This is a genomic window from Kurthia sp. ISK08 (assembly GCF_046159805.1).
Taxonomy (GTDB): Bacteria; Bacillota; Bacilli; order Bacillales_A; family Planococcaceae; genus Kurthia; species Kurthia gibsonii.
The window spans coordinates 673,760-697,190 of the sequence record NZ_JBJXHL010000001.1 but is presented as its reverse complement, the minus strand read 5'-3'; the positions used below and the strand labels follow the sequence as shown (position 1 = coordinate 697,190).

The following is a 23,431-nucleotide window of genomic DNA, read 5'->3' as shown; positions in this document are numbered from 1 at the left end:
GATAGGAGGGAAAAAGTATATGAACACAGGACACGTTCTTCAAGTAATGGGTGCTGTTGTCGACGTTAAGTTCGAAAACAACGCATTACCTGAAATTTATAACGCTTTAACTGTAGAAATTAAAAAGCCTAATCAAGAGCCTCAAGTTCTTACACTTGAAGTTGCACTTCATTTAGGCGACAATACTGTTCGTACAATCGCTATGTCATCTACTGATGGCTTACAACGTGGAGCAGTAGTAACTGACAAAGGTATGGCAATCTCAGTACCAGTCGGTGAAAACACTTTAGGTCGTGTATTCAACGTACTTGGTGAACCAATCGACTTAGAAATCGGTAAACCAGAAATTCCAGCTTCTGATCGTCGTGATCCAATTCACCGTGAAGCTCCAACATTCGATGAGCTTTCAACTTCAGTTGAAGTTCTTGAAACAGGAATTAAAGTAGTAGACTTATTAGCACCTTACATCAAAGGTGGTAAAGTTGGTTTATTCGGTGGTGCCGGTGTAGGTAAAACGGTATTAATCCAAGAATTAATCAACAACATCGCAAAAGGCCACGGCGGTATCTCAGTATTCGCTGGTGTTGGTGAGCGTACTCGTGAAGGTAATGACCTTTACTACGAAATGACTGACGCAGGCGTTATCACTAAAACTGCGATGGTATTCGGTCAAATGAACGAGCCACCAGGCGCACGTATGCGTGTAGCACTTTCTGGTCTTACAATGGCAGAATACTTCCGTGATGAAATGGGACAAGACGTTCTATTATTCATCGATAACATCTTCCGTTTCACTCAAGCAGGTTCTGAGGTTTCTGCATTATTAGGTCGTATGCCTTCTGCTGTAGGTTACCAACCAACTCTTGCTACTGAAATGGGTAAATTACAAGAACGTATCACTTCTACTAAAAAAGGTTCTGTTACTTCTATCCAAGCGGTATATGTACCAGCCGATGACTATACTGACCCGGCTCCAGCTACAACATTCGCTCACTTAGACTCAACAACTAACCTTGAACGTAAATTATCTGAGATGGGTATCTACCCAGCGGTTGATCCACTTGCTTCAACTTCTCGTGCATTAGCACCTGAAATCGTTGGACAAGAGCACTACGATATCGCTCGTCGTGTACAATCAACTTTACAACGTAACAACGAATTACAAGATATCATCGCTATCTTAGGTATGGATGAATTATCTGATGAAGATAAATTAACTGTAAACCGCGCTCGTCGTATTCAGTTCTTCTTATCTCAAAACTTCCACGTTGCGGAACAGTTCACTGGTCAACCAGGATCATTCGTACACGTAAAAGATACAATCAAAGGTTTCTCTGAAATCCTTGAAGGTAAATACGATAAATTCCCTGAAGAAGCATTCCACTTAGTGGGCGGCATCGATGATGTTATTGCTAAAGCAAAAAGTTTAGGCGTAACACTTTAATATTAGGGACGAGGAGGAAAAAATATGAAGACCACTGTAGTCAACATTGTCACTCCCGACGGCCCAGTATACGATTCTGAAGTCTCAATGGTAAGTGTGCGTACAACAGGCGGGGAAATGGGGATCTTACCAGGTCACATTCCAACTGTTGCGCCACTTGAAGTTGGGGTTGTTCGTCTGAAAAAAGATAAAACAACTGATTTAGTAGCAGTAAGCGGCGGTTTCGTTGAAATCCGTGGCGATAAAGTTTCGATTTTATCTCCTTCTGCTGAACCAGCTGATTCAATTGATCTTGCTCGTGCGAAAGAAGCACTTCAACGTGCAGAAAAGCACTTAGCAGCAAAACAAGACAAAAACACAGATTTCAAGCGTGCTGAAGCAGCGCTAAAACGCGCAATGAATCGTATCAACGTTAAAGAGGGTAACATCTAATTTAATGAAAGACTGTCTTAATGACCAACTCTTGTTGGCTTGTTAAGACAGTTTTTTTGTTTATACATAAAAAATACCCATTTCAAATCATGAAAAACCTTTATTTTCCTTTTAAATAAATCATCTGTATGTTTTAATAGAGAGTGGGTTGCATAAAAAATGTATTCAATCGCTTTTCTTTTGGAAATATGATAAAAATTTGACTGGTAAATGGGACGATTTTTAACCTATACTTCATTTTTTTGTAGCAATATGCTTCATTTATTGAGATAATAAACCTATGTGTATTTTTACTGAAAGGGGAAATGGAATTTGGATTCGATTAATGCAACAATTGGAACGAGTGCACTTTTAGGATTGATCTCGCATATCTTTTTTATTGGTATCGCATTTTACTCATTGCAGAGTTTGATGTATGAGCAGATCTTCAAAAAAGGGAGAGTATTTCAAATCCAACTTCTATTGATCTTAGTGAGTATTGCACTAGGAACAGCTGTGTCGAATTTCTTTTTACAGTTTTTAAACTGGTCGCGTCAATTACAATATTTGTTTTAATTGTTAAAGGCGTAATTTTAAAGGGTTTGCACATAAAGCATCCAATATTATATTGCTATTGAAATGAGAGAGAGAAATAATTGCCTGGGAAATAGTCAGGTAATACATAGATGTTTTGCGTTTTATGTCCTGATTTCGAGGGTACTGTTCTTACAGTGGTTCATTTACCTATAAAGAGATGAAAGTCTGTGTTCTAGCGTCTTCTCAGTATCTATAGTAATACAAAATACATTTTGAAAATAGTTTAAAGGGTGCTTGAAATACATCTGGAAAAAAGGTAATATTGTACTTGTTTTGTTACTAATAAATGACATCATACATTTAGAATTTTATGAACGAATAATAGATAAAATAAATACTGAGATGACAGAATATGAGTTCGGAGGGACAGATTAATGGATAAAATTATCGTCAAAGGCGGTCGTGTATTAAAAGGAAATGTACGTGTAGAGGGTGCCAAAAATGCCGTTTTACCTGTATTAGCCGCTACGCTTTTAGCATCAGAAGGAAAGAATACAATTAAAAACGTTCCGAACTTAGCAGATGTATATACAATTGATGAAGTATTAAAAAGTTTAAATGTTGACGTATCTTTTTCACCTGAAACAAATACAGTTGAAATTGATGCTTCTAAAACACTTTCATCAGAAGCGCAGTTTGAATACGTTCGTAAAATGCGCGCCTCAATTCTTGTTATGGGGCCATTATTAGCACGTAACGGTTATGCACGAGTTGCAATGCCAGGTGGATGTGCAATCGGTTCACGTCCAATTGACCAACATCTAAAAGGTTTTGAATTAATGGGTGCAACAATCTCAAATGGACATGGTTATGTTGAAGCAAGAACAGAAGGTCGTTTAAAAGGTGCAACAATCTATTTAGATTTCCCAAGTGTGGGCGCAACAGAAAATATTTTAACTGCTGCAGCACTTGCAGAAGGTACAACAATTATCGAAAATGCAGCAAAAGAACCTGAAATCGTAGACTTAGCAAACTTTATTAACGAAATGGGTGGCCGTGTTGTCGGTGCAGGTACAGATAAAATTCGTATCGAAGGTGTGGAACGACTAACAGGAACAACACATCATATTATTCCAGACCGTATTGAAGCAGGTACATTTATGGTAGCTGCAGCGATTACTGGTGGCGATGTTGTCATTGAAAACGCCGAAGCAGAGCATATGACAGCGTTGATTTCGAAAATGGTTGAAATGGGCGTAGAAATCACTGAAGAGGCTTCAGGACTTCGTGTACGCGCTACACAGCCATTGAAAGCAGTAGATGTGAAAACGATTCCTCACCCTGGCTTCCCAACAGATATGCAATCGCAAATGATGGCGTTAATGTTAGTGACACAAGGTACGAGTGTCATTACGGAGACTGTATTCGAAAATCGCTTTATGCACGTTGAAGAATTCCGTCGTATGAATGCGACAGCAAAAATTGATGGTCGTTCAGTAATTATCGAAGGTCCTTCATCTTTACAAGGTGCAGAAGTAGCAGCAACAGATTTACGTGCAGCAGCAGCACTTATTTTAGCAGGTCTTGTAGCAGACGGTATTACACGTGTTTCTGAATTAAAACACTTAGATCGTGGTTATGTTGATTTCCACAAAAAACTAGCTTCTCTTGGTGCTGACATCGAGCGTGTATCAAACACAGAAGAAGTTGTCGAAAGAGAATTCCAAGTAAATTAATTTCAAAACGAAGAAGTCCATTTTTCTAGACATGAATTGTCTGTGAAAAATGGACTTTTTATATTTAAATAAAAAGATCGCCTTAATTAATTTATAAGAGCCTTAATGTAATTAATAGACAGCTATGATAAAATAGTACCTAATAATAGGAAAAAATAAGATAAACTGAGAGGGGCACTCATGATGTTTTCAAAAGACGTAGGCATTGATTTAGGTACGGCGAACGTCCTCATATATTTAAAAGGAAAAGGGGTTATTTTAAACGAACCTTCTGTTGTAGCGATTGATCGAAATACGAAAAAGGTACTAGCTGTTGGGGAAGAAGCGCGTCAAATGATTGGACGTACTCCAGAAAATATTGTTGCGATTCGACCATTAAAAGACGGTGTCATTCATGATTTCGATATTACGGAAGCCATGTTAAAATACTTCATTCAAAAATTAAAATTAAGAGGATTTATGTCGAAGCCACGTGTGCTTGTGTGTTGTCCTTCCAATATTACACCAGTAGAGCAAAAAGCGATTCGTGATGCGGTAGTTCGTGCAGGTGGTGGTGAAGTCTATTTAGAAGAAGAACCAAAAGTAGCTGCGATTGGAGCAGGCATGGATATCTTCCAACCTTCAGGTAATATGGTCATCGACATCGGTGGCGGTACGACGGATGTAGCAGTTCTATCCATGGGTGAAGTTGTCACAGCACAGTCACTACGTGTAGCAGGTGATCAATTTGATCAAGATATTGCGGCTTACATAAAAAAGAAGTATAAATTATTAGTAGGAGAACGTACAGCAGAGTCCTTAAAAATGTCAATTGGGTCCATGATATTAGCAGATAAAAATGATACAATGGACATTCGAGGACGCGATATGGTGACAGGTTTACCAAAAGTGATTTCTTTTACTTCTGAGGAGCTGTTAGAAGCAATCTCAGATTCTATTGAGATGATTATTAAAGCTGCAAAGAATGTGCTTGAAAAAACACCACCAGAGCTTTCAGCGGATATTATTGATCGTGGAATTATGCTGACGGGTGGGGGCGCATTAATTAGTGGTTTAGACCGTCGTTTAACAGAAGAATTATTGGTGCCAGTATATGTAGCTGAAAACCCAATGGATTGTGTCGTTCTTGGAACAGGTATGATTTTAGATAACCTAAATAACATTTCAAAAAAGTAACTTTTAGCCGATAAATAGATTAGTGAATTTTTTAAGAAGGGATGAATGCTTGTGTTTAGAGGATTTTATACAGCAGCTACAGGTATGATTGCGCAGCAACGTCGTACAGAGATGCTTTCAAATAACATTGCCAATGCGAATACACCAGGATATAAAGCGGACCAATCGACGATTCGATCATTTCCAAATATGCTGATGTCTAGTATTCAAAAAACGGGGGCAGCCTCGCTTCAGAACGGCTTTAATCCTAGTAATATGCAGCAAATCGGTGATTTAGGAACAGGCGTTTATATGCAAGAAACATTGCCGAACTTTTTGCAGGGTTCGATTGTGGAAACAGAGAGTAATACGGATGTGGCACTATTAGATGGAGATTTACCAGTGAATCCACAGACGGGTAAACAAGGAGCAGTATTCTTTAAAGTGCAAACAGCCGATAATCGTCAAGCTTATACACGTAACGGTAACTTTACAATTGATGGGCAGGGCTTTTTAACAACTGCACGCGGTGAATATGTACTTGATGAAAACAACAACCGTATTGCGTTACAAAATAACGAATTTACGTTGAAGTCAACTGGTGAGATTACTGTAGATGGACAGCAAGTAGGGCGTTTAGGTGTTGCATATTCTAATCAACCAGATGCACTTGAAAAACAAGAGAACGGTTTATACTTTACTGCAAACAATCAAGATTTACCGAATGCATATAATGCAAATGGTGTTACATTTACGATGCAGCAAGGATTTACAGAGAGTTCAAATGTCGACTCAGCACAGACGATGACAACGATGATGGAAGCGTACCGTGTCTTTGAAGCGAATCAAAAAGTTTTGCAAGCTTATGACCGTAGTATGGATAAAGCAGTAAATGAAATCGGTAAGGTATAGGAGGATTTTTAAATGTTACGCACAATGCTAACAGCAACAAATACAATGTCGCAACTACAACAAAAACTCGATACTGTATCAAGTAATATTGCGAATAGCAATACGGTAGGTTATAAAGCACGTAATGCGACATTTGGTGAAATGTTGTATCAACAATTTAATAATGACACAGGAGACCGCGCACCACGTCAATCACCAGCTGGTATTCGAATCGGTGTAGGTGCTCAAATTGCGCAAACAAAATTAAATACGAAAGTCGGAAATGTTACACAGACGAATCGTAAATTAGACTTTGCTCTAACGAAAGAGAATCAATATTTCACTTTTTTATCCCCTTCTTCTGATCGACTTGTATTATCGCGTCAAGGGAATTTTTACTTATCGCCGAATGCGAATGGCAGTACGAGTTTAGTGAATTCGGATGGTTATGACGTAGCAGATTCAAATGGACGTTCAATTCGATTCGATAAAGATGTATCAGACATTACTGTAACACCAGATGGTACAATGAACGTAACATTTGCAGATGGTAGTCGAGAAAATGTAGAGCTTGGGATTGCACAAGTAAGTAAACCCAACTTGTTAAAACAAGATGAAGATAAATACTTACGTTATTCAGATGATATCGCAGCGCAATATCCAAATGAAGGTGATATTGCAAACTTGATTGTTGGTAATGATCGTGCGCAAATTTCAGTTGAAGGTGGCGCATTGGAATCTTCTAATGTAGACTTATCTAAAGAAATGTCTGAGTTAATTAATACACAGCGTTCTTATCAAATGAATGCACGTACTATTACAATGGCTGACCAAATGTTAGGTCTTATTAATGGTATGCGTTAATAAACACTAGAAGGAGAACAATCGATGGAAGATAGACGAGCTGAAAAGAAGGTAACGCCTACGGTATCAAGACAGGCGCGTAAAGAGCAACAAGAGATAGTAGAGGAACTTTCGAGTAAAAGTTACGCGAAAAAATCTATTAAATTTATGCTATTACGCTTATTAGTAATCATCGTACTCCTATTCATCGCAACCTTCGTTGGGTTAATGATTGGTTATGGCGTAATTGGCGATGGTGATATGTTAGATGTATTTAAACCATCGACATGGACGCATGTATTCGATATTATGGATGGTACAGAGAAATAGGAGGATTTATATGTTAACAGCGAATCAAATTCAAGAAATTTTACCACACCGTTATCCATTTTTATTAGTGGATCGCATTACAGAATTAGAAGTAGGAAAGCGCGCGAAAGGCTTCAAAAACGTAACAGTGAATGAAGAATTCTTCCAAGGGCATTTCCCTGGCTATTCCGTTATGCCAGGTGTATTAATCATTGAAGCAATGGCACAAGTAGGTGGCGTAGCACTATTAAGTTCAGATGATTTTAAAGGTCGTATCGTATTCTTAACAGGTGTCGATAACGCACGCTTTAAACGCCAAGTAATCCCAGGAGACGTACTAACAATGGAAGTAGAATTTGTGAAGTTACGTGGCACAATGGGTAAAGGTCATGGTCGAGTGACTGTTGGCGATGAGTTAGTATGTGAAGCAGACATCCTATTTGCAATTGGACCAAAAGCTGAATAAATGATGTATGTAAGAACCGCTGAGATGCGGTTCTTTTTTTGTGCGTGAGAGTATTCCACTTTCGATTGTCGAAATTCCCTTTCGTGTGTGAAAAAGTCCCTTTCAAAAGTCGAGAATCCCTTTCGCGTGTGAAAAAGTCCCATTCAAAAGTCGAGATTCCCTTTCGCGTGTGAAAAAGTCCCATTCGACAGTCGAGATTCTCTTTCGCGTGTGAAAAAGTCCCATTCGACAGTCGAGATTCCCTTTCGCGTGTGAAAAAGTCCCATTCGACAGTCGAGATTCCCTTTCGTGTGTGAAAAAGTCCCTTTCAAAAGTCGAAATTCCCTTTCGCGTATGAAAAAGTCCCATTCGACAGTCGAAATTCCCTTTCATAAAATTAGTAGTCCATTTTATAAAAAAACACCCCTATCTCATTTAGAGTAGGAGTGTTCTTACTATATTAAGGTTGAAGGCGTGGACGTGTCATCATGTCGGAACGGAATCGTGCTAACAGTTCGTCACCTGTTAAACCTTCTTCGACTAATTTATCGAGTAGTTGCTCGGCATATTGGCGACGATGTGTTTTGAGTGTTCCTTTCATGAGGATGGATACTTCATTTTCAAAGTACTTAATACCTTGAACGAGTACACGAAATCCTGCAGGTTCATTATCAGGATATGAAATAACCGCACGTACCTCAATCACTTCATCTGTATCTATAAGTGGTAGAAAATCTTCTGCATATTTGTGATCAACGTACATCTCGAGAATCCAAGTATGATGGCTATTTTCTTGGTTGATGATAATACCATCAATGAGTGGATAGGAAATAAATGTGTCTTCTTTAAAGCGTTCAATTGACAGCATTTTGAATGTTTTCAGATGAACCACCTACCTTTTTTTAATGTTATAAGTATAACATATGAAAACATGCCGTATTCATAACTTGCATGTAATAATTGCTCGATTCGTGTCTATTTTTTGAAAATATTATGTTGAACCATATAGGAAATACGAAAACGCCGTTTTGCGTAAAATCTCGGCATCCTTTAGTATAGCGGTAATAGAAGGGGGGTGAAACATTGAATAACGTTTCAATTGTTGGGAGATTAACGAAAGCACCAGAAGTAAGGACAGTAGCAGACGGTAAAAGTGTCGGGCGTTTTACACTTGCGGTCAATCGGAATTTTAAAAATCAGCAAGGAGAGAACGACGTCGATTTTATTCTTTGTACAGCATGGGGGAAGTTAGCTGAACACATGGTGAAATATTGTGGCAAAGGATCACAAGTCGGGGTAATCGGACGATTGCAGTCGCGTAACTACACGAATGATGAAGGAAAGAGAATTTATATTACAGATGTGCTAGCTTTAGAAGTGCGATTTTTACAATTGAAAAATCCAGAACCAACTGTAAAAGTAGAGGATTTTCAATTACCAGCTGCTTTTACAGCGCAACAACCAATGCAATAGTGAGGGCTCTATGAGGGAGTATGTAGGCGAAAGAGAGAGCTGGGGGGCTCTTTCTTTCCATTTATACATAAGAAAAGAAGGAACCACATCTTCATGCGATTCCTTCTCTCTATTTAAAATGAAAAACTAAGTAAATCTTTAATTTGCGTATCATCAAGTTCTGTAATCCATTGACTTGATTGGATGAGTTCTTCCGATAAAGCTTGTTTTTCTGTTAATAAGGCATCAATTTTTTCTTCAATCGTACCTGTTGTAATAAATTTATGCACATGGACAAATTGTGTTTGTCCAATACGATATGCGCGGTCTGTTGCTTGATTTTCGACTGCTGGATTCCACCAACGGTCTGCATGTAATACATGATTCGCTGCAGTTAAGTTTAACCCTGTACCGCCAGCTTTTAATGACAGAATGAAAATCGGGAATTCACCTTTTTGGAATGATTCAACGAAATAATCGCGCTGTTGTTTTGGCATACTTCCTGTTAAGAATGGTACATCCACGTCGTATAATTCCGAGAAGCAATGCTGCAGTAAATGGCCCATACCAATATACTGTGTGAAAATCAGACATTGTTCACCGTTATCAATAATTTCAGCACCTTTTGACACGATATGTTTCAACTTTTCAGAGCGTTTTATCATCGTAGGTGCTTCATCGAATGCCTCTTTTAAATATAATGCAGGATGGTTACATAACTGCTTTAATTTATTCAGCATTTTCAAAATTAACCCTTTACGTTCAAAACCACTCAATGTCTCAATTTTATGCAATGTCTCTTGAATAAAGCTCTCGTATAATACTGCCTGTTCTTCCGTCAAAGCACAGTATTCACGCTGCTCTAGCTTCTCAGGTAAATTTAGCTGAAGTGCAGGGTCTTGTTTTGTACGACGCAGTAGGAATGGTTGAATCTTTTTGCGAAGCCTCTCTTTGACATCATTTGAGTCATCACGCTCAATCGGCGCAATAAACGACTCTTGGAATCGAGAGAAGCTGCCCAAGTAACCGCGGTAAATGAAATCAAAAATCGCCCATAGTTCAGATAGACGATTCTCAACAGGTGTACCTGTTAAGGCGATATGATGTGAACCATTCAAACGACGAATCGCTTTCGATTGCTTCGTATTCATATTTTTAATATTTTGCGCCTCATCCAGCGTAATATTCGTAAAATGAAGCAGTGATAGTTCCTCAATATCCTGTGTTACCGTACCATACGTTGTTAAGATGATTTGGATTCCATTGTCTTGTAAGTAATCTGTAAATTGCTCACCTTTTAAACGTTTCGCACCGTAGTGTAAATACGTCGTCAGTGAAGGCGCAAATCGCTCAATCTCTTTTTGCCAGTTTCCAAGTACGGAAGTCGGACAAATAATAATCGTCGGCTCTGTCGGTTGTTCTTCTTCATAGACGCGCAGTAGATAAGAGATTAACTGAATCGTTTTACCAAGTCCCATGTCATCTGCAAGTACAGCCCCAAATCCTTGTTCACGCATGAATGATAACCAGTTGTAACCTTCTTGCTGATAAGGGCGCAATGTTGCTTGTAGAGAAGGGGATACCGGTAAATCAGGAAGTCCTTGTTTCTCCATCATTTTCTGCACGTAGTCCTTTAAAGATGCTTGAAGTTCGAGCTGCAACATCGGATCATCGCGGTCGTCATCATCATCTAGTTCTAGCGGGATGTCGAGTGAACTGGATAACTCTTGGAATAATAAATCTTTCACCGTCCAGTTCTCTGTTTCAGTTTGACTCATCAAGCGCTGAATTTCTTGCATCCATGCTGCATCTACACGCACCCATTCTGTACCTGCACGAATAAATTCACGCTGGTCTTCTACCATACGTTTGAATTCGTCCATCGGAATATCGTGACCATTCAATGAGACCTTCCAATCGAATGTTAGAATCTCTTGCAGACCAGCAGCAGATTTGAAGTTCGATGAAGTACTTGCATTGGCACGTACTTTGAACTTAGACTCTTTTAATTCTTTCAACCAAGCAGGTAAGACAATTTCAAACCCAAGTGCTTGTAAACGAACGAAGTCACCACGTAAAAATTGGCGCACATCCGTATCCGTTAAATTCACACATAGGAATGGCTCATCTGGAATTCCTACCATATAAGGTTGGTCACCTAAAAGATGCATCATTTGCTGTTGTAGTTGATGAATCGAAGCAGCATAATCCGCCCACTTTGCTGGTAAGACATGTTCAATCTTTAAGTGTCTTTTACGTACAGGTGGTGTCCAATAAGTTGTTTTTGTTGTCGGACGAAGAACCGTTTCAAGTTGCCACAGTTGTTCGCCTTCCTCTGGTTCACGTAATCGAAGTCCAATCATGACTTCATCATCAATTTGTTTTTCGCGAATTGGCCAACCGCCATTACGGAAAAATGGTACAAGTGCAGGTAAATCGTCTTCTGTTAAAGCAGCTTCTGTGAGTGTCATCTGAAGTGCTTGCAGAAGTAAATCTTTTGCATCTTGTGAGATGGGAAGGTGGAATGATACTTGCTCGTCTATTTCAACATGTTGCCATAAGTCTTTTTTAAACCAGTAATCAGCGGCTTCTTGTACTGTTTTGAGAAATTGCTCGTCCTGTTCATTTAGTCCCTTATACTGAACAAATGGATGACGATAATAAGACGAAAATAATTCAATTAATTCGAGTGTCGTTAAAAAGACTTGTTCATTTTTAGTTGTAATTGCTAATCCGAAAAAGCTTTTTTCGTGTTTATAGTAAAGTTGTGTCACCCATTCTTCTAAACGAAGCGGGCGACCAACATTTGCATCATATCCTGTAAGATGAAACTGTCCATTCGGTAATGTATCAATAGAAAGGCCGATTGTTTTTGTAAAAGCTGTTGTTGTCATAGCATCAGATTTCCTTTCTCAATTTCTTCTTGCAATGCACGCATACGCTTATAGTTTTGGCGAACGGTTGTGACATATTGATTCCAAAATTCATGTTTTCCACTTTTCTTCGCGACTGCCTTCATTTTTTTCATAAGGCGAACAGCAGACTTATAGTGTTGACGTGATTTTTGATTAATCTCTTCCATAATTAATGAGTGGTAGAGTGATAAAAGAACCGATGGACGTTCTTCTACAACCGTCTTCAAACCACAAATCTCTAAAAAAGCGAGAGAAGTTGGGTAGAGTTGGTGTAGCGCAGACCAATCATCGAAGCGCTTCTTTCGAATTAAAAACTGAGAATAAGGCTGCAAACCATATTTTCCATACGCTGCAAACAATGTTTCTTCTAATTCTTCCGATAGCTCTACACCCTGTCTTTCTTCATCAAAGCGTTTAACAAAAGACATGCGATGAGGTGGCGCAAGATATTCCTGAATAAATGTACCCATAAATGGAATGATTGTTTCGATAATTTTTTTGCGAACAGCTTCTTGTTGATTCAAACCAGCTGTTCTAGCCAATTCAATCCATGATAGTAAATCTTTTGCTTCAATTTCATCTAAATAGGGTTGAAGTGCTTCTGTTTGGTCGAGCATTACTAAAAATATGGATTTCATATATGGAATAGATAGGTCATCTTCATATTGACGAGCAGTTGATAACTTTTCAAGTTCAACTTCACGATCTCTTTTATTCGTAAAAATATGATTCCATATTAATAGGTAGATTTCGATACGATTTTCGACATACCCGCCTTGATTTAATAGGAAGTAATGACTCATCTCTTTTAGTGAATTATAGAAAGGATCAAATGCAAACAGACGTGACTTTTTCGACATTGCCAGCACATTCACTTCAAGACGTTCAATTTCATCTTGAATAAAGCGACGATAAAAACTTTGTGCTGCTTCCGTATTAGCAAGTGATAGATGTTTCCACGTATGCGATAGTAATGCAACATGTGTAAATACATCAAAAAGTGGCTGCCATTCACGTTCTAAAGGACGCTGTTTACGAATTTGTTCCATCATGTCATTAAAAATACCATCGAGCAGATAGGGATTCATCTGTTGTTGATGATATAAGTTTCTTTTATAAACATTTTGTACAAAACGCAACCAATTTTCAGGCGTTCGTTCTTCTTTAAATAAGGTCATTTGTTCTTGTTGTGCACGAGAACGGAATTGCTCCAACCAATTTGATAAAGAGTCAATGTATTGGTAGAGGGCAAAAAGCGCCGCAACACGATGGCGGCATAGGCTTTCTTTCATAGCGCATGAGCAGTTAAGTGAATGGTCTTTCAAATTTAATGTTACCGTAGCGAGACTTGCATCTTGGACTACAAAAAGGGCTTTATGCAATTTGTAATCATAATCAATGATTTTGACGTAGTTATGACGTACAAGAAAAGCTGCACGGCGCACTAATTCTTCCGACTCTTGTTTTGTAGGGGGCAACATTTTTGAAATTTGCCCCATATACTTTCGAATTATATCTTCTTCTGCTTTTGCAATTTCTGCAATATTCATGTTCATTCATCATCCGCTCCCGAAAAAAATCGTTCTTTCTATTATATCGCTTTTAAGGACGAACGTGAATGAATAAAGAAAAAAACTTTATGTATTTAAAAGTGTTGTTGTAACAACTGTCACAGTTGATTCCCATAATAAGGTTGGTTTGTTTCAAAAAGAATGGTGGTAAAGTTCTACGCAAAGACATTAATATTCAGACATCTTAAGCTTTATTACAGGAGGGGTGAACATGTTAAAAATCAGAAGAATTGAACCTTTCTACACCAAGAGAGATGGCGACCATTTAAAACTCGTATTTGCGTATCAATACTTTTCGATTTTAAAAGATGATGAGCTATTCCATTTCATACCTGTTGAAGGAAAAGAAATCATCATCAATCTACAAACATTGCAAATCGAAAATTTATCCGATGTCTTTGTATTCCAAAAAAGCAGTCGTTTTATTCGTTTACCGCTATATCAACTACTACTTGTATCAAACATTCATGATCATCTGCAAAAGATTCTAGAAGACTTAGAACTAAGCACGGAAACTAAAAGAGCTCAAAATAATATCAATGAAGAAACAGCTCAACTTGTAAGTGAAATGGAAGATATGAATAGATTACGGATGATTGATTATGCTTTAGATCATAAGGATCAACAAATGTTTGAACAGTTAATGGATGATGGCAATGGAACCTAATACAATCGAGATGAAACGACAATTTAGAAGACAAGGGAGTGACTCACTTACATGAGAACACTCCTTTTTTTATGCTTGAAAAGGAGGGAGATGGGCCACTCGTTGTTTGATTCGGGTCATTCGCCCGCAAAAACGGGCCATTCACTCCGCCAAATGGGTCACTCGAACGTCCAAACGGGTCACTCGCCACCGAAGTTAGGCACTCATCCCAAAACTATTCAAAATTCTATGTAGTGCTTGCTGTACGCCGCGCAAGCACTCAATTGGCGAGCCACCATTTCATAAAAAATAGAAAAATTGCGACACATAGAACGACAAGACTAAAAATTAAGGTCACGCGATCATATACATCCGATTTCCGTTTTTTACGCTCGGTCATACGATGAATTCACTCCCATCCCGTACTATTTAGTATTTATCCCATATAAATCTGCGTTAAACTTTACAAAAACTGTTTATTTTCCGATAATTGCTATAAGAGTGAGAAGGAGGTGTTTCAAATAATCGGCAAATGGTATGCGCAAGGACTATCGATTTGGCGTTCGATGAATACGCAATTCAATGCGGCGAACAAGGCGCTTGAGAGAATTGCGACGGGGTATCGAATCAATCGAGCAGCAGATGATCCAGCAGGACTTGCAATTTCAGAGAAGATGCGCGCGCAAATTAGTGGTTTGAATCAAGCAGGGAAAAATATTCAAAATGGTATGTCTATGCTTCAAACAGCAGAAGGTGCTTTAAACGAAACACACGCCATTCTTCAACGGATGCGAGATTTAGCTGTTCAGTCTGCGAGTGATACGCTGACAGATGACGACCGCGCATTAATTCAAACGGAATATGAGGAACTCAAAAAAGAGATTCAACGTATTTCAAAAGATACACAGTTTAACCAAAAGAATTTGATTAATGGAGATTACAAAGATCAGCCTTTTAAAATTCAGGCTGGTGCAAATGCAGGACAGACGATTGATTTGTATTTAGGGGATGCAAGTCTATCTGGGATGGGACTGCCAGACACGTCGTCCATTGGCACAAGGGAAGATGCGGAAAAAGCGATTTCAGAAGTAGATGATGCGATTAATCAAGTGTCGAAACAGCGCTCTAAGTTGGGTGCATATATGAATCGCCTAGAACATGCTTATAATGTCACGATGAATACGCATGAAAACTTAGTTTCAGCAGAGTCACGTATTCGAGATGCGGATATTGCAAAAGAGATGATGAATTTCACAAAGGCATCGATTTTACAACAAGCTGCACAGTATGCGATGGCGATGCACATGCAACAAGGACAATCTATTCTACAATTATTAAAATCAGTACCTATAATGAATAAATAATGAAGTCATATGCATAAAATATTCATTATAAATGTATAATTGGCTATTTTAATGAATTTATATGAATAAATATTAATTTTACATCTAGACAGTTGCATAAAAATGAAATATAATTCATATATAAACAAAATAAATCAAACCAAAGGGGTTTTGAATATGAAAAAATGGTTAATCGCAATGGTGGCAATCGTCATGGTTGTACTTGCAGGATGTGGAGCAAAGGATGATTCATCAAAAGATGGTGGTAGTAACGATGATTCAACAATTTCAAAAGTAGAAAAAGATAAAAAGTTAATCATTGGTACGAATGCAGGTTACTACCCATTCGAAATGATTGATAAAGACGGCAAAATGGTTGGTTACGATATTGATGTAGCAACAGCACTAGCAAAATCAATGGGTGCAACAGTTGAAGTGAAGCAATTCGGCTTTGACGCACTGATCCCAGCTTTACAAACAGGTAAAATTGATATGATTTTTGCAGGTATGACCATTACAAAAGAACGTGAAAATGCTGTAAGCTTTGCGGATGCATATTATGAAACAGGTCAAGGCGTTATGGTAAAAAGCGATAGCAAAATTAAAGATTTAAAAGAAGTAGATGAAAAAGGTAAAACAGTCGTTGTTCAAATCGGTACAACAGGTTCAATCGTAGCGAAAAAAGAACTGAAGAATGCGGAAATTAAAGAATACGAAGATTTCCCATCAGCAGCGCTTGCAGTACAACAAGGTCAAGCAGATGCACTTGTATATGATGAGCCAGCGATTAAAGTATATGCACTACAAAACGAAGGTAAAGTAAAAGCTTTAGACGGCTTACTTGCAACAGATAAATTAGGAATCGCGATTAAAAAAGGCGATGAGAAAACAGTAAAATACGTGAATGACTTCTTAAAAGAATATTTAGGTTCTAAAGAGGAAGAAGAAACGAAGAAAAAATGGTTTGAAGATAGCAACTGGTTAAACCAAGTAGAAAGCCCAAAACAATAATAGAATCGTTCTGATTTTATTAGACAGAGAGAGGGAAACCTCTTTTTTGTCATTTCAAGCGGTATTTAGGAGGAGTATATATGTTTAATAACTACGAGTTCGATTGGAGCGTCATCCCTGATAATATCGACGTCTTCCTCGAAGGGGCTTTACTAACACTAGAAATTTCAGCAATCTCCCTGTTGCTTAGCTTACCAATTGGTATCATCTTCGGTTTTGGTCGTATTTCACGTAATATCGGTGTTCGTTTGATTGCAAGCACGTATGTTGAAATCATGCGTGGCGTGCCATTACTTGTACTATTAATGTTCGTGTACTTCGGTCTAGGTGCGATTTTCGGTCTTAGCTCATATTGGAGTGCGATTGTCAGTTTAGCGGTATTTGAAGGGGCATTCTTAGCAGAAATTTTCCGTTCAGGTATTCAATCTGTACCAAAAGGACAGATGGAAGCAGCACGTTCATCGGGTATGTCGAATTTTCAAGCGATGCGTTATATTATTTTACCGCAAGCCATTCGTCGTACATTACCACCAGCAGCGTCTCAATTTATTATGTTAATTAAAGATTCGTCGTTAGTGTCGGTTATTGCAGGTGTTGACTTAACATTAAAAGCGAAAAACCTTGTATCGAGTTCGTTTCGTGCACTAGAGATATGGGCATTCGTTGCGGTGATTTACTTCATCATGACATTCTCATTATCGTTACTCATTCGCTATTTTGAAAAACGCATGTTAAAGAACGAGCAGTAAGAGGGGGCTAACGCAGATGATTTCAATTAAAAATGTTAATAAAAGTTTCGGTACACATCATGTATTAACGGACATCTCATTAGAAGTACCAAAATCCAATGTCATCGCATTGATTGGTCCTTCTGGTGCGGGGAAGTCTACACTCATTCGTACAATTAATGCACTTGAGCCGATTGATTCAGGTGAGATTATTGTAAATGGTATTTCGATTCACGATAAAAAGACGAATATTAATAAAGCACGTACGAATATCGGTTTCGTATTCCAAAGCTTTAATCTATATCCGTTCTTAAGTGTTTTAGATAATGTAACGATTTCGCCAATCAAAGTGAAAAAACAGTCAAAAGAACAAGCTGAAAAGCGAGCAGTCGAATTATTAACGTCACTTGGGCTAGGAGATAAAGTACATGCCTTCCCTGGACGTTTATCAGGTGGGCAACAGCAGCGTGTTGCCATTGCGCGTGCGCTTGCGATGGATCCAGAAGTCATGCTATTTGACGAACCAACATCAGCACTCGACCCAGAGATGGTAAAAGAGGTACTCGATGCGATTCGTAAACTTGCACATGAGGGTATGACGATGGTCGTTGTAACACATGAAATGGGCTTCGCAAAAGAAATTTGTGACGAGATTGTTTTCATGGCAGAAGGAAAAATCGTCGAAGTTGCACCACCGAGCGAATTCTTCTCGAACCCGAAAACAGAACGCGCACAAAACTTCTTAAAAGCAGTATTAAATCATTAATATTTGTAGAGCACGACGTAGATGCGTCGTGCTTTTTTTGTGGAGAACGAATCTGAAGCGAGTGGCCCATTTTCGCCTTCGAATGTCCCGTTTGACGGGTGAATGGCCCGAAACGAGGTGTGAGTGACCCAATTTCTTCAGCGAGTGACCCAAAATACGGGTCGAATGCTCGAATTCACACTAACATAAACAATTCAAGTCCCTTTGAATTACTCAAAAGCCTTGAAGAAAGTGCGAAGAGGGAGCAACTTAGGTCTTTGGAGCGAGTGGCCCATTTTCGCGCGTGGATCAGTCCCTTTCAGAGAGTGAGATTCCCTTTCGCGCGCGAGGATTCCCTTTCGCGCGCGGATTAGTCCCTTTCGGAGGCGTGGATTCCCTTTCGCGCGTGGATCAGTCCCTTTCAGAGAGTGAGATTCCCTTTCACGCGTGGATCAGCCCCTTTCGGCGAGCAGGATTCCCTTTCGCGCGTGGATCAGTCCCTTTCGGAGGCGTGGATTCCCTTTCGCGCGCGGATGATTCCCTTTCGGAGGCGAGGATTCCCTTTCGGAGGCGAGGATTCCCTTTCGCGCGCGAGTTTGTCCCTTTCGGAGGCGAGGATTCCCTTTCGCGCGCGAGTTTGTCCCTTTCGGAGGCGAGGATTCTCTTTCGCGCGCGGATTAGTCCCTTTCGGAGGCGAGGATTCCCTTTCGCGCGTGGATCAGTCCCTTTCGGAGGCGAGGATTCCCTTTCGCGCGCGAGTTTGTCCCTTTCGGAGGCGAGGATTCCCTTTCGCGCGTGGATCAGTCCCTTTCAGAGAGTGAGATTCCCTTTCACGCGTGGATCAGTCCCTTTCGGCGAGCAGGATTCCCTTTCGCGCGCGGATCAGTCCCTTTCAGCGAGCAGGATTCCCTTTCGCGCGCGTGTTAGTCCCTTTCGGAGGCGAGGATTCCCTTTCGCGCGCGAGTTTGTCCCTTTCGCGCGTGGATCAGTCCCTTTCAACAAAATTCGACACTCATTCATCCACGCCCCTAATATTAAATCTATGTAAAAACCACCTAAAAAATAACAAAAAAGCATGATGTTAACGTATGATATTTATAGAGAAAAGGCGTATAATATGGCTACTAATAAATGTATATTTGAAAGAAGGATTTTACCCATGGCGTTAGATATGAATTCACGCATTACCAACTTAGAAATTTCAGGCATTCGTCGTTTTGCCAATCAATTAGCAAATTATCCAGAAGCACTCAATTTGACGATTGGTCAACCCGATTTTCATGCTCCAGAGGCAGTAAAAGAAGCAGCAGCACAGGCGATTTTGCAAGATCGTACGGGCTATTCAAGCAATGCAGGATTACTAGAGCTTCGTGAAGTAGTAGCAGCATTTTTCAAAGAGAAGTATCAGTGTTCATATAATCCAAAAACGGAAGTAATGGTGACGAATGGAGCAAGTCAAGCGCTCGATGCCGTATTACGTACGATTTTATTACCTGGTGATGAATTGATTGTGCCAGCACCGATGTATGCAGGTTACGTTCCTGTGATTGAGAGTGTAGGAGCAAAAGTAGTCTATTTAGATACGACAGATACGCATTTTCAGCCATCACTCGAGCGTTTAAAAGCATGTGTGACACCAAAAACAAAAGCGATTTTATTTAACTATCCGACAAATCCGACAGGTGCCACATTAAGTCATGATGTGATGGATGAGATTGTTGACTATTTAAAAGATCAACAGCTTTATATTATTTCAGATGAAATTTATAGTGAAAATACATTTGACCATGCACATCGCTCATTTGGTTCATATCCAGAAATAAAAGATCGTCTTTTCTTAATTCATGGGTTATCAAAATCACATGCGATGACAGGATATCGAATTGGTTTCATCATGGGGCATGAACATCTCATTCAACAGACATTAAAAGTGTCAGCCTTCAACATCTTATGTGCAGCTGTTCCAAGTCAGTATGGAGCTATTGCGGCACTAACAATAGCTAAAGATGCACCAGAAGTGATGAATGTATCCTATCGTCAACGTCGCGATTATGTGTATGAACGATTGATCAAAATGGGAATTGAAGTACAAAAGCCAGAAGGTGCATTTTATATCTTCCCATCGATTCAGCAGTTCGGTATGACATCTGAAGAATTTGCGACACGCTTAATGATTGAAGGTGGCGTGGGCGTTGTGCCGGGTTCAGCGTTTTCAAAATTGGGAGAAGGGTATGTAAGGATTACGTATGCTTATGCGATGGAAACGCTTGTTGAAGCGATGAATCGCATGGAACAATTCATTCAAACACTCAAGTAGCCTTGTGCTACATACATAATTGGATGTTCCGAGCATATGAAAACAATGAATAAGGGGTTGTTATAGTGATTTATGCAGGAATTTTAGCAGGCGGTAAAGGGACACGAATGGGGAATGTTCCGATGCCTAAACAGTTTTTGTCGTTACAAAATAAACCGATTATTATTCATACAGTTGAAAAATTTGTTCTAAATCCACGAATCCAAAAGATTTTTATCGCCGTGCCACGTGATTGGGTACAACATACGCGAGATTTACTAAAAAAGTATGGACTTTCAATCCCACGAATTGAAGTAGTAAGTGGTGGACGTGATCGAAATGATACAATTATGAAAGTTATTGATGCCATTGAAAAAAATGCAGGAGTTCAAACAGATGATATTTTAATTACTCATGATGCGGTGCGTCCATTTTTGACGCATCGTATTATTGAGCAAAATATTGAAAAAGGGTTAGAAGTAGGAGCAGTTGATACTGTGATTAATGCGATTGATACGATTGTTGCATCAGAGGATGGTGAATTTATTTCGGATATTCCGAGACGCGATTTTATGTATCAAGGTCAAACGCCACAAACATTTAATATAGCCGAGTTACGTGAGCTATATCAAGCACTAAGCGATGATGAAAAAGAAATTTTAACCGACGCAGCCAAAATTTTCGTTATGAAAGGTAAGAAAGTGGGAATCGTTAAAGGAGAGACGTTTAATATCAAAGTAACGACACCTTACGATTTAAACGTAGCAAACTCAATTTTGAAAGGGAGTTTGGATAAATAATGATTAATCAAATTTATCGACTCGTATCTGCTAGACAATTTGAGTTAAGTTACAAAGACCGTTCCTTACAAGGCGAGGAAATCATTGTGCGTCCGACACATCTATCCATTTGTGCAGCCGACCAGCGTTATTACACAGGTCGACGTGGCGCAAAAGCGATGCGTCAAAAGTTACCAATGGCGCTAATACATGAAGGAATTGGTGAAGTAGCATATGACCCAAAACACGAAATTCCAGTAGGTACGCGTGTTGTGATGGTGCCAAATACACCAACAGAAGATGATCCTTATGTCGCTGAAAACTATTTACGTTCAAGCCGCTTCCGTTCAAGTGGGTATGATGGCTTTATGCAAGATTATGTCTTTTTAAAGCGTGACCGCATTGTTCCGTTACCTGAACATGTTTGCCCAAACGTCGCATCTTTTACAGAATTAGTTACGATTACAACACATGCCCTCAGTCGTTTCGAACAGAAGGCGATTAAGCGTCGTGGACATTTTGGTGTTTGGGGGGATGGTAATTTAGGTTATATTACTTGTTTGATTTTAAAGTACATGTATCCAGATTGCCATGTAACGATTTTCGGGAAAACGCAATATAAACTAGATCATTTTACATTTGTGGATGAGGCTATTTTTATTAATGAAATTCCAGAGAATTACGAAATCGATCATGCGATTGAATGTGCAGGTGGTAAAGGAAGCCAGTATGCGATTGATCAAATGATTGATATTATTAAGCCAGAAGGTGCAATTTGCTTACTTGGTGTGAGTGAATTTCCTGTAGAAATTAATACACGTATGGTACTTGAAAAGGGCTTAACATTGATTGGTAGCAGTCGAAGTGGCTCACTCGATTTTCAACGTACTGTAAATCTGTATAAAAAGTATCCTGAAATTCCTGAATATTTATCAACACTTGTAGGTAATGTCACAAGAGTGGAGTCTGTGCAAGATATTACACGCGCTTTTGAAGAAGATTTATCACGATCTTGGGGCAAAAGTGTGATGGAATGGAAGATCTAATATGTCGATAAAATATACTATTTTAAAATGGTATAAACAAATAGTGAATAGTTATTATCAACTCATCACGCTCTTTTCGCCTATTCGAAAAGAGAAAGTGGTGTTCTTTCTCTATAGAGGTTCAAAATTAGAAGGTAATCTACAAATGGTTTTTGAAGAATTAAAAAAACAATTTCCATCAAAAGAAATCTATATTCAAACATCTGCTAAAAAAGTAGGTCTCACTATTTTAAAAGATTTATGGTTAATACGCGATGCAGAAACCATATTGATTGATGATTATTTTTTAGCCGGATATCTTGTTACGCCGAGAAAAGGTACACGCATTATTCAACTTTGGCATGCTACAGGCGCGTTTAAAAAATTTGGACTTAGCACACGTAATACACAGTTTGGACCTTCGGAAAAGTATCTTGAAATATTACCAATTCACCAACATTATACCGCTGCATATGTCTCAACTGATATTTCCGCCAAATATTTTTCCGAAGCTTTTGGTATGTCGCATACACAAATTTTTGCGATGGGTTCGCCGCGTGCAGAACAGTTAATGTGCCATGTTGCGCCACCGCCTGTTAAATTTTCGCATCAAAAGAAAAATATGACGAAAATTTTAATTGCACCTACGTATCGAGCAGGTAAAGTTCACCAAGAATCATTACTTAGATGGACAGATGAAGTCCAAGAAATAGTGAAGCAATTACCGAAAAATACACTACTTATTATCGTATTACACCCATATGAAAATACACGGGATTGGACACCTTTAATGAATCACCCACAAATATATGTGGATCTACAATCGAGTGCAAATGCTTGGATGCCACATGTAGATGCTTTTATTACAGATTATTCTTCTGCTATTTTTGAATTTGCTTTATTTGAAAAACCGTTAGCGCACTATATTCCAGACTTAGAGGAATATACAAAAAATAGAGGTTTCTATCGTCCAATCAAAGAAATCACAGATGGTGACTTGTTGCATAGTCGCAAGCAATTAATCGAATGGATTAATCAACGCTACCAGCATGAGTACTTAAATACAGAGCGTATGGTACGCGAAAATATTGGTGATGTATCGGGAGTTACGGAAAAAATTGTTCAACACATCTTTGAACCGAAGTGAGG

At 39.0% G+C, this 23,431-nt stretch carries 22 protein-coding genes; 19 read left to right on the top strand and 3 right to left on the bottom strand.

The genetic code is table 11. The annotated features are described in order from the left end of the window. The first annotated feature begins 19 nt into the window (after positions 1-19). The 9 genes from atpD (at position 20) to fabZ (ending at position 7,792) form a co-directional block, all read left to right on the top strand. Complete coding sequence (gene atpD / locus ACKVQX_RS03270; RefSeq protein WP_068455847.1) at positions 20-1,444, top strand: F0F1 ATP synthase subunit beta; 1,425 nt, start codon at positions 20-22, stop codon at positions 1,442-1,444. 24 nt (positions 1,445-1,468) lie between these two features. After that, positions 1,469-1,876 carry a F0F1 ATP synthase subunit epsilon gene (locus ACKVQX_RS03265; protein ID WP_087682510.1) on the top strand — a complete coding sequence of 136 codons (408 nt, stop codon included), beginning with the start codon at positions 1,469-1,471 and terminating at the stop codon, positions 1,874-1,876. 312 nt (positions 1,877-2,188) lie between these two features. Further along, the gene (locus ACKVQX_RS03260; RefSeq protein WP_082701482.1) at positions 2,189-2,431 is read left to right on the top strand and encodes a DUF1146 family protein; all 243 of its coding nucleotides are present in this window, start codon (positions 2,189-2,191) and stop codon (positions 2,429-2,431) included. Positions 2,432-2,826: 395 nt separating this feature from the next. Beyond that, positions 2,827-4,128 (top strand): UDP-N-acetylglucosamine 1-carboxyvinyltransferase, encoded by a 1,302-nt coding sequence (murA, locus tag ACKVQX_RS03255; RefSeq protein WP_068455841.1) that lies wholly within the window; start codon positions 2,827-2,829, stop codon positions 4,126-4,128. Positions 4,129-4,311: 183 nt separating this feature from the next. Further along, the gene (locus tag ACKVQX_RS03250) at positions 4,312-5,304 is read left to right on the top strand and encodes a rod shape-determining protein (protein WP_068455840.1); all 993 of its coding nucleotides are present in this window, start codon (positions 4,312-4,314) and stop codon (positions 5,302-5,304) included. Positions 5,305-5,355: 51 nt separating this feature from the next. Beyond that, on the top strand, positions 5,356-6,195 hold the full coding sequence (locus ACKVQX_RS03245) for a flagellar hook-basal body protein (protein WP_068457562.1): 840 nt from the start codon (positions 5,356-5,358) through the stop codon (positions 6,193-6,195). A gap of 12 nt (positions 6,196-6,207) precedes the next feature. Beyond that, a complete protein-coding gene (locus tag ACKVQX_RS03240; RefSeq protein ID WP_068455837.1) occupies positions 6,208-7,038 on the top strand; it encodes a flagellar hook-basal body protein in 831 nt (276 codons plus the stop codon). A gap of 24 nt (positions 7,039-7,062) precedes the next feature. Further along, positions 7,063-7,347, top strand: a complete 285-nt coding sequence (locus ACKVQX_RS03235; RefSeq protein WP_068455834.1) for a DNA-directed RNA polymerase subunit beta — start codon at positions 7,063-7,065, stop codon at positions 7,345-7,347. 10 nt (positions 7,348-7,357) lie between these two features. Continuing rightward, positions 7,358-7,792, top strand: a complete 435-nt coding sequence (gene fabZ, locus ACKVQX_RS03230) for a 3-hydroxyacyl-ACP dehydratase FabZ (RefSeq protein WP_068455831.1) — start codon at positions 7,358-7,360, stop codon at positions 7,790-7,792. A 439-nt stretch (positions 7,793-8,231) separates the two neighbouring features. Here the strand turns inward: fabZ and ACKVQX_RS03225 are convergent, their stop codons facing one another. Continuing rightward, the gene (locus ACKVQX_RS03225) at positions 8,232-8,663 is read right to left on the bottom strand and encodes a YwpF family protein (RefSeq protein WP_325921864.1); all 432 of its coding nucleotides are present in this window, start codon (positions 8,661-8,663) and stop codon (positions 8,232-8,234) included. A 191-nt stretch (positions 8,664-8,854) separates the two neighbouring features. On the opposite strand from ACKVQX_RS03225, the gene ACKVQX_RS03220 reads away from it, so the two are divergent. Then, the gene (locus ACKVQX_RS03220) at positions 8,855-9,244 is read left to right on the top strand and encodes a single-stranded DNA-binding protein (protein ID WP_082701481.1); all 390 of its coding nucleotides are present in this window, start codon (positions 8,855-8,857) and stop codon (positions 9,242-9,244) included. A 113-nt stretch (positions 9,245-9,357) separates the two neighbouring features. Here the strand turns inward: ACKVQX_RS03220 and ACKVQX_RS03215 are convergent, their stop codons facing one another. Together ACKVQX_RS03215 and ACKVQX_RS03210 are read right to left on the bottom strand one after the other, a co-directional pair. Continuing rightward, positions 9,358-12,117, bottom strand: a complete 2,760-nt coding sequence (locus ACKVQX_RS03215) for a DEAD/DEAH box helicase (RefSeq protein ID WP_285215822.1) — start codon at positions 12,115-12,117, stop codon at positions 9,358-9,360. Continuing rightward, positions 12,114-13,694: a hypothetical protein gene (locus ACKVQX_RS03210; protein WP_068455820.1), complete on the bottom strand. Its 1,581-nt coding sequence runs from the start codon at positions 13,692-13,694 to the stop codon at positions 12,114-12,116. The genes ACKVQX_RS03215 and ACKVQX_RS03210 overlap by 4 nt, the downstream gene beginning before the upstream one ends. Before the next feature lie 226 nt (positions 13,695-13,920). On the opposite strand from ACKVQX_RS03210, the gene ACKVQX_RS03205 reads away from it, so the two are divergent. The 9 genes from ACKVQX_RS03205 to ACKVQX_RS03165 all read left to right on the top strand — a co-directional run bounded on the left by ACKVQX_RS03205 (position 13,921) and on the right by ACKVQX_RS03165 (position 23,429). Beyond that, the gene (locus ACKVQX_RS03205; RefSeq protein WP_068455817.1) at positions 13,921-14,376 is read left to right on the top strand and encodes a transcriptional regulator; all 456 of its coding nucleotides are present in this window, start codon (positions 13,921-13,923) and stop codon (positions 14,374-14,376) included. Between the two features lie 500 nt (positions 14,377-14,876). Next, complete coding sequence (locus ACKVQX_RS03200; RefSeq protein ID WP_409136030.1) at positions 14,877-15,719, top strand: flagellin; 843 nt, start codon at positions 14,877-14,879, stop codon at positions 15,717-15,719. Between the two features lie 156 nt (positions 15,720-15,875). After that, positions 15,876-16,709 (top strand): transporter substrate-binding domain-containing protein, encoded by an 834-nt coding sequence (locus ACKVQX_RS03195; protein WP_068455814.1) that lies wholly within the window; start codon positions 15,876-15,878, stop codon positions 16,707-16,709. An 80-nt stretch (positions 16,710-16,789) separates the two neighbouring features. Beyond that, positions 16,790-17,458 carry an amino acid ABC transporter permease gene (locus ACKVQX_RS03190; protein WP_068455811.1) on the top strand — a complete coding sequence of 223 codons (669 nt, stop codon included), beginning with the start codon at positions 16,790-16,792 and terminating at the stop codon, positions 17,456-17,458. A gap of 16 nt (positions 17,459-17,474) precedes the next feature. Then, a complete protein-coding gene (locus ACKVQX_RS03185) occupies positions 17,475-18,203 on the top strand; it encodes an amino acid ABC transporter ATP-binding protein (protein WP_068455808.1) in 729 nt (242 codons plus the stop codon). 1,138 nt (positions 18,204-19,341) lie between these two features. Beyond that, positions 19,342-20,499 (top strand): aminotransferase class I/II-fold pyridoxal phosphate-dependent enzyme, encoded by a 1,158-nt coding sequence (locus ACKVQX_RS03180; protein ID WP_121178363.1) that lies wholly within the window; start codon positions 19,342-19,344, stop codon positions 20,497-20,499. A 65-nt stretch (positions 20,500-20,564) separates the two neighbouring features. Beyond that, entirely contained in the window at positions 20,565-21,278 is a 714-nt protein-coding gene (locus tag ACKVQX_RS03175; RefSeq protein WP_068455802.1) for a 2-C-methyl-D-erythritol 4-phosphate cytidylyltransferase, read from the top strand. Continuing rightward, a complete protein-coding gene (locus ACKVQX_RS03170) occupies positions 21,278-22,303 on the top strand; it encodes a ribitol-5-phosphate dehydrogenase (protein ID WP_068455799.1) in 1,026 nt (341 codons plus the stop codon). Before ACKVQX_RS03175 ends, ACKVQX_RS03170 begins: the two co-directional genes overlap by 1 nt. Before the next feature lies 1 nt (position 22,304). Next, positions 22,305-23,429: a CDP-glycerol glycerophosphotransferase family protein gene (locus ACKVQX_RS03165; RefSeq protein WP_409136020.1), complete on the top strand. Its 1,125-nt coding sequence runs from the start codon at positions 22,305-22,307 to the stop codon at positions 23,427-23,429. Positions 23,430-23,431: the final 2 nt, after the last annotated feature.

Coding starts and splice junctions, on each gene's coding strand:
- ACKVQX_RS03180 (WP_121178363.1), top strand. CDS start 19,342: ATGGCGTTAGATATGAATTCACGCATTACCAACTTAGAAATTTCAGGC.
- ACKVQX_RS03210 (WP_068455820.1), bottom strand. CDS start 13,694: ATGAACATGAATATTGCAGAAATTGCAAAAGCAGAAGAAGATATAATT.
- ACKVQX_RS03165 (WP_409136020.1), top strand. CDS start 22,305: ATGTCGATAAAATATACTATTTTAAAATGGTATAAACAAATAGTGAAT.
- ACKVQX_RS03185 (WP_068455808.1), top strand. CDS start 17,475: ATGATTTCAATTAAAAATGTTAATAAAAGTTTCGGTACACATCATGTA.
- ACKVQX_RS03205 (WP_068455817.1), top strand. CDS start 13,921: ATGTTAAAAATCAGAAGAATTGAACCTTTCTACACCAAGAGAGATGGC.
- murA (WP_068455841.1), top strand. CDS start 2,827: ATGGATAAAATTATCGTCAAAGGCGGTCGTGTATTAAAAGGAAATGTA.
- ACKVQX_RS03250 (WP_068455840.1), top strand. CDS start 4,312: ATGTTTTCAAAAGACGTAGGCATTGATTTAGGTACGGCGAACGTCCTC.
- ACKVQX_RS03265 (WP_087682510.1), top strand. CDS start 1,469: ATGAAGACCACTGTAGTCAACATTGTCACTCCCGACGGCCCAGTATAC.
- ACKVQX_RS03195 (WP_068455814.1), top strand. CDS start 15,876: ATGAAAAAATGGTTAATCGCAATGGTGGCAATCGTCATGGTTGTACTT.
- ACKVQX_RS03235 (WP_068455834.1), top strand. CDS start 7,063: ATGGAAGATAGACGAGCTGAAAAGAAGGTAACGCCTACGGTATCAAGA.
- ACKVQX_RS03240 (WP_068455837.1), top strand. CDS start 6,208: ATGTTACGCACAATGCTAACAGCAACAAATACAATGTCGCAACTACAA.
- ACKVQX_RS03215 (WP_285215822.1), bottom strand. CDS start 12,117: ATGACAACAACAGCTTTTACAAAAACAATCGGCCTTTCTATTGATACA.
- atpD (WP_068455847.1), top strand. CDS start 20: ATGAACACAGGACACGTTCTTCAAGTAATGGGTGCTGTTGTCGACGTT.
- fabZ (WP_068455831.1), top strand. CDS start 7,358: ATGTTAACAGCGAATCAAATTCAAGAAATTTTACCACACCGTTATCCA.
- ACKVQX_RS03190 (WP_068455811.1), top strand. CDS start 16,790: ATGTTTAATAACTACGAGTTCGATTGGAGCGTCATCCCTGATAATATC.
- ACKVQX_RS03170 (WP_068455799.1), top strand. CDS start 21,278: ATGATTAATCAAATTTATCGACTCGTATCTGCTAGACAATTTGAGTTA.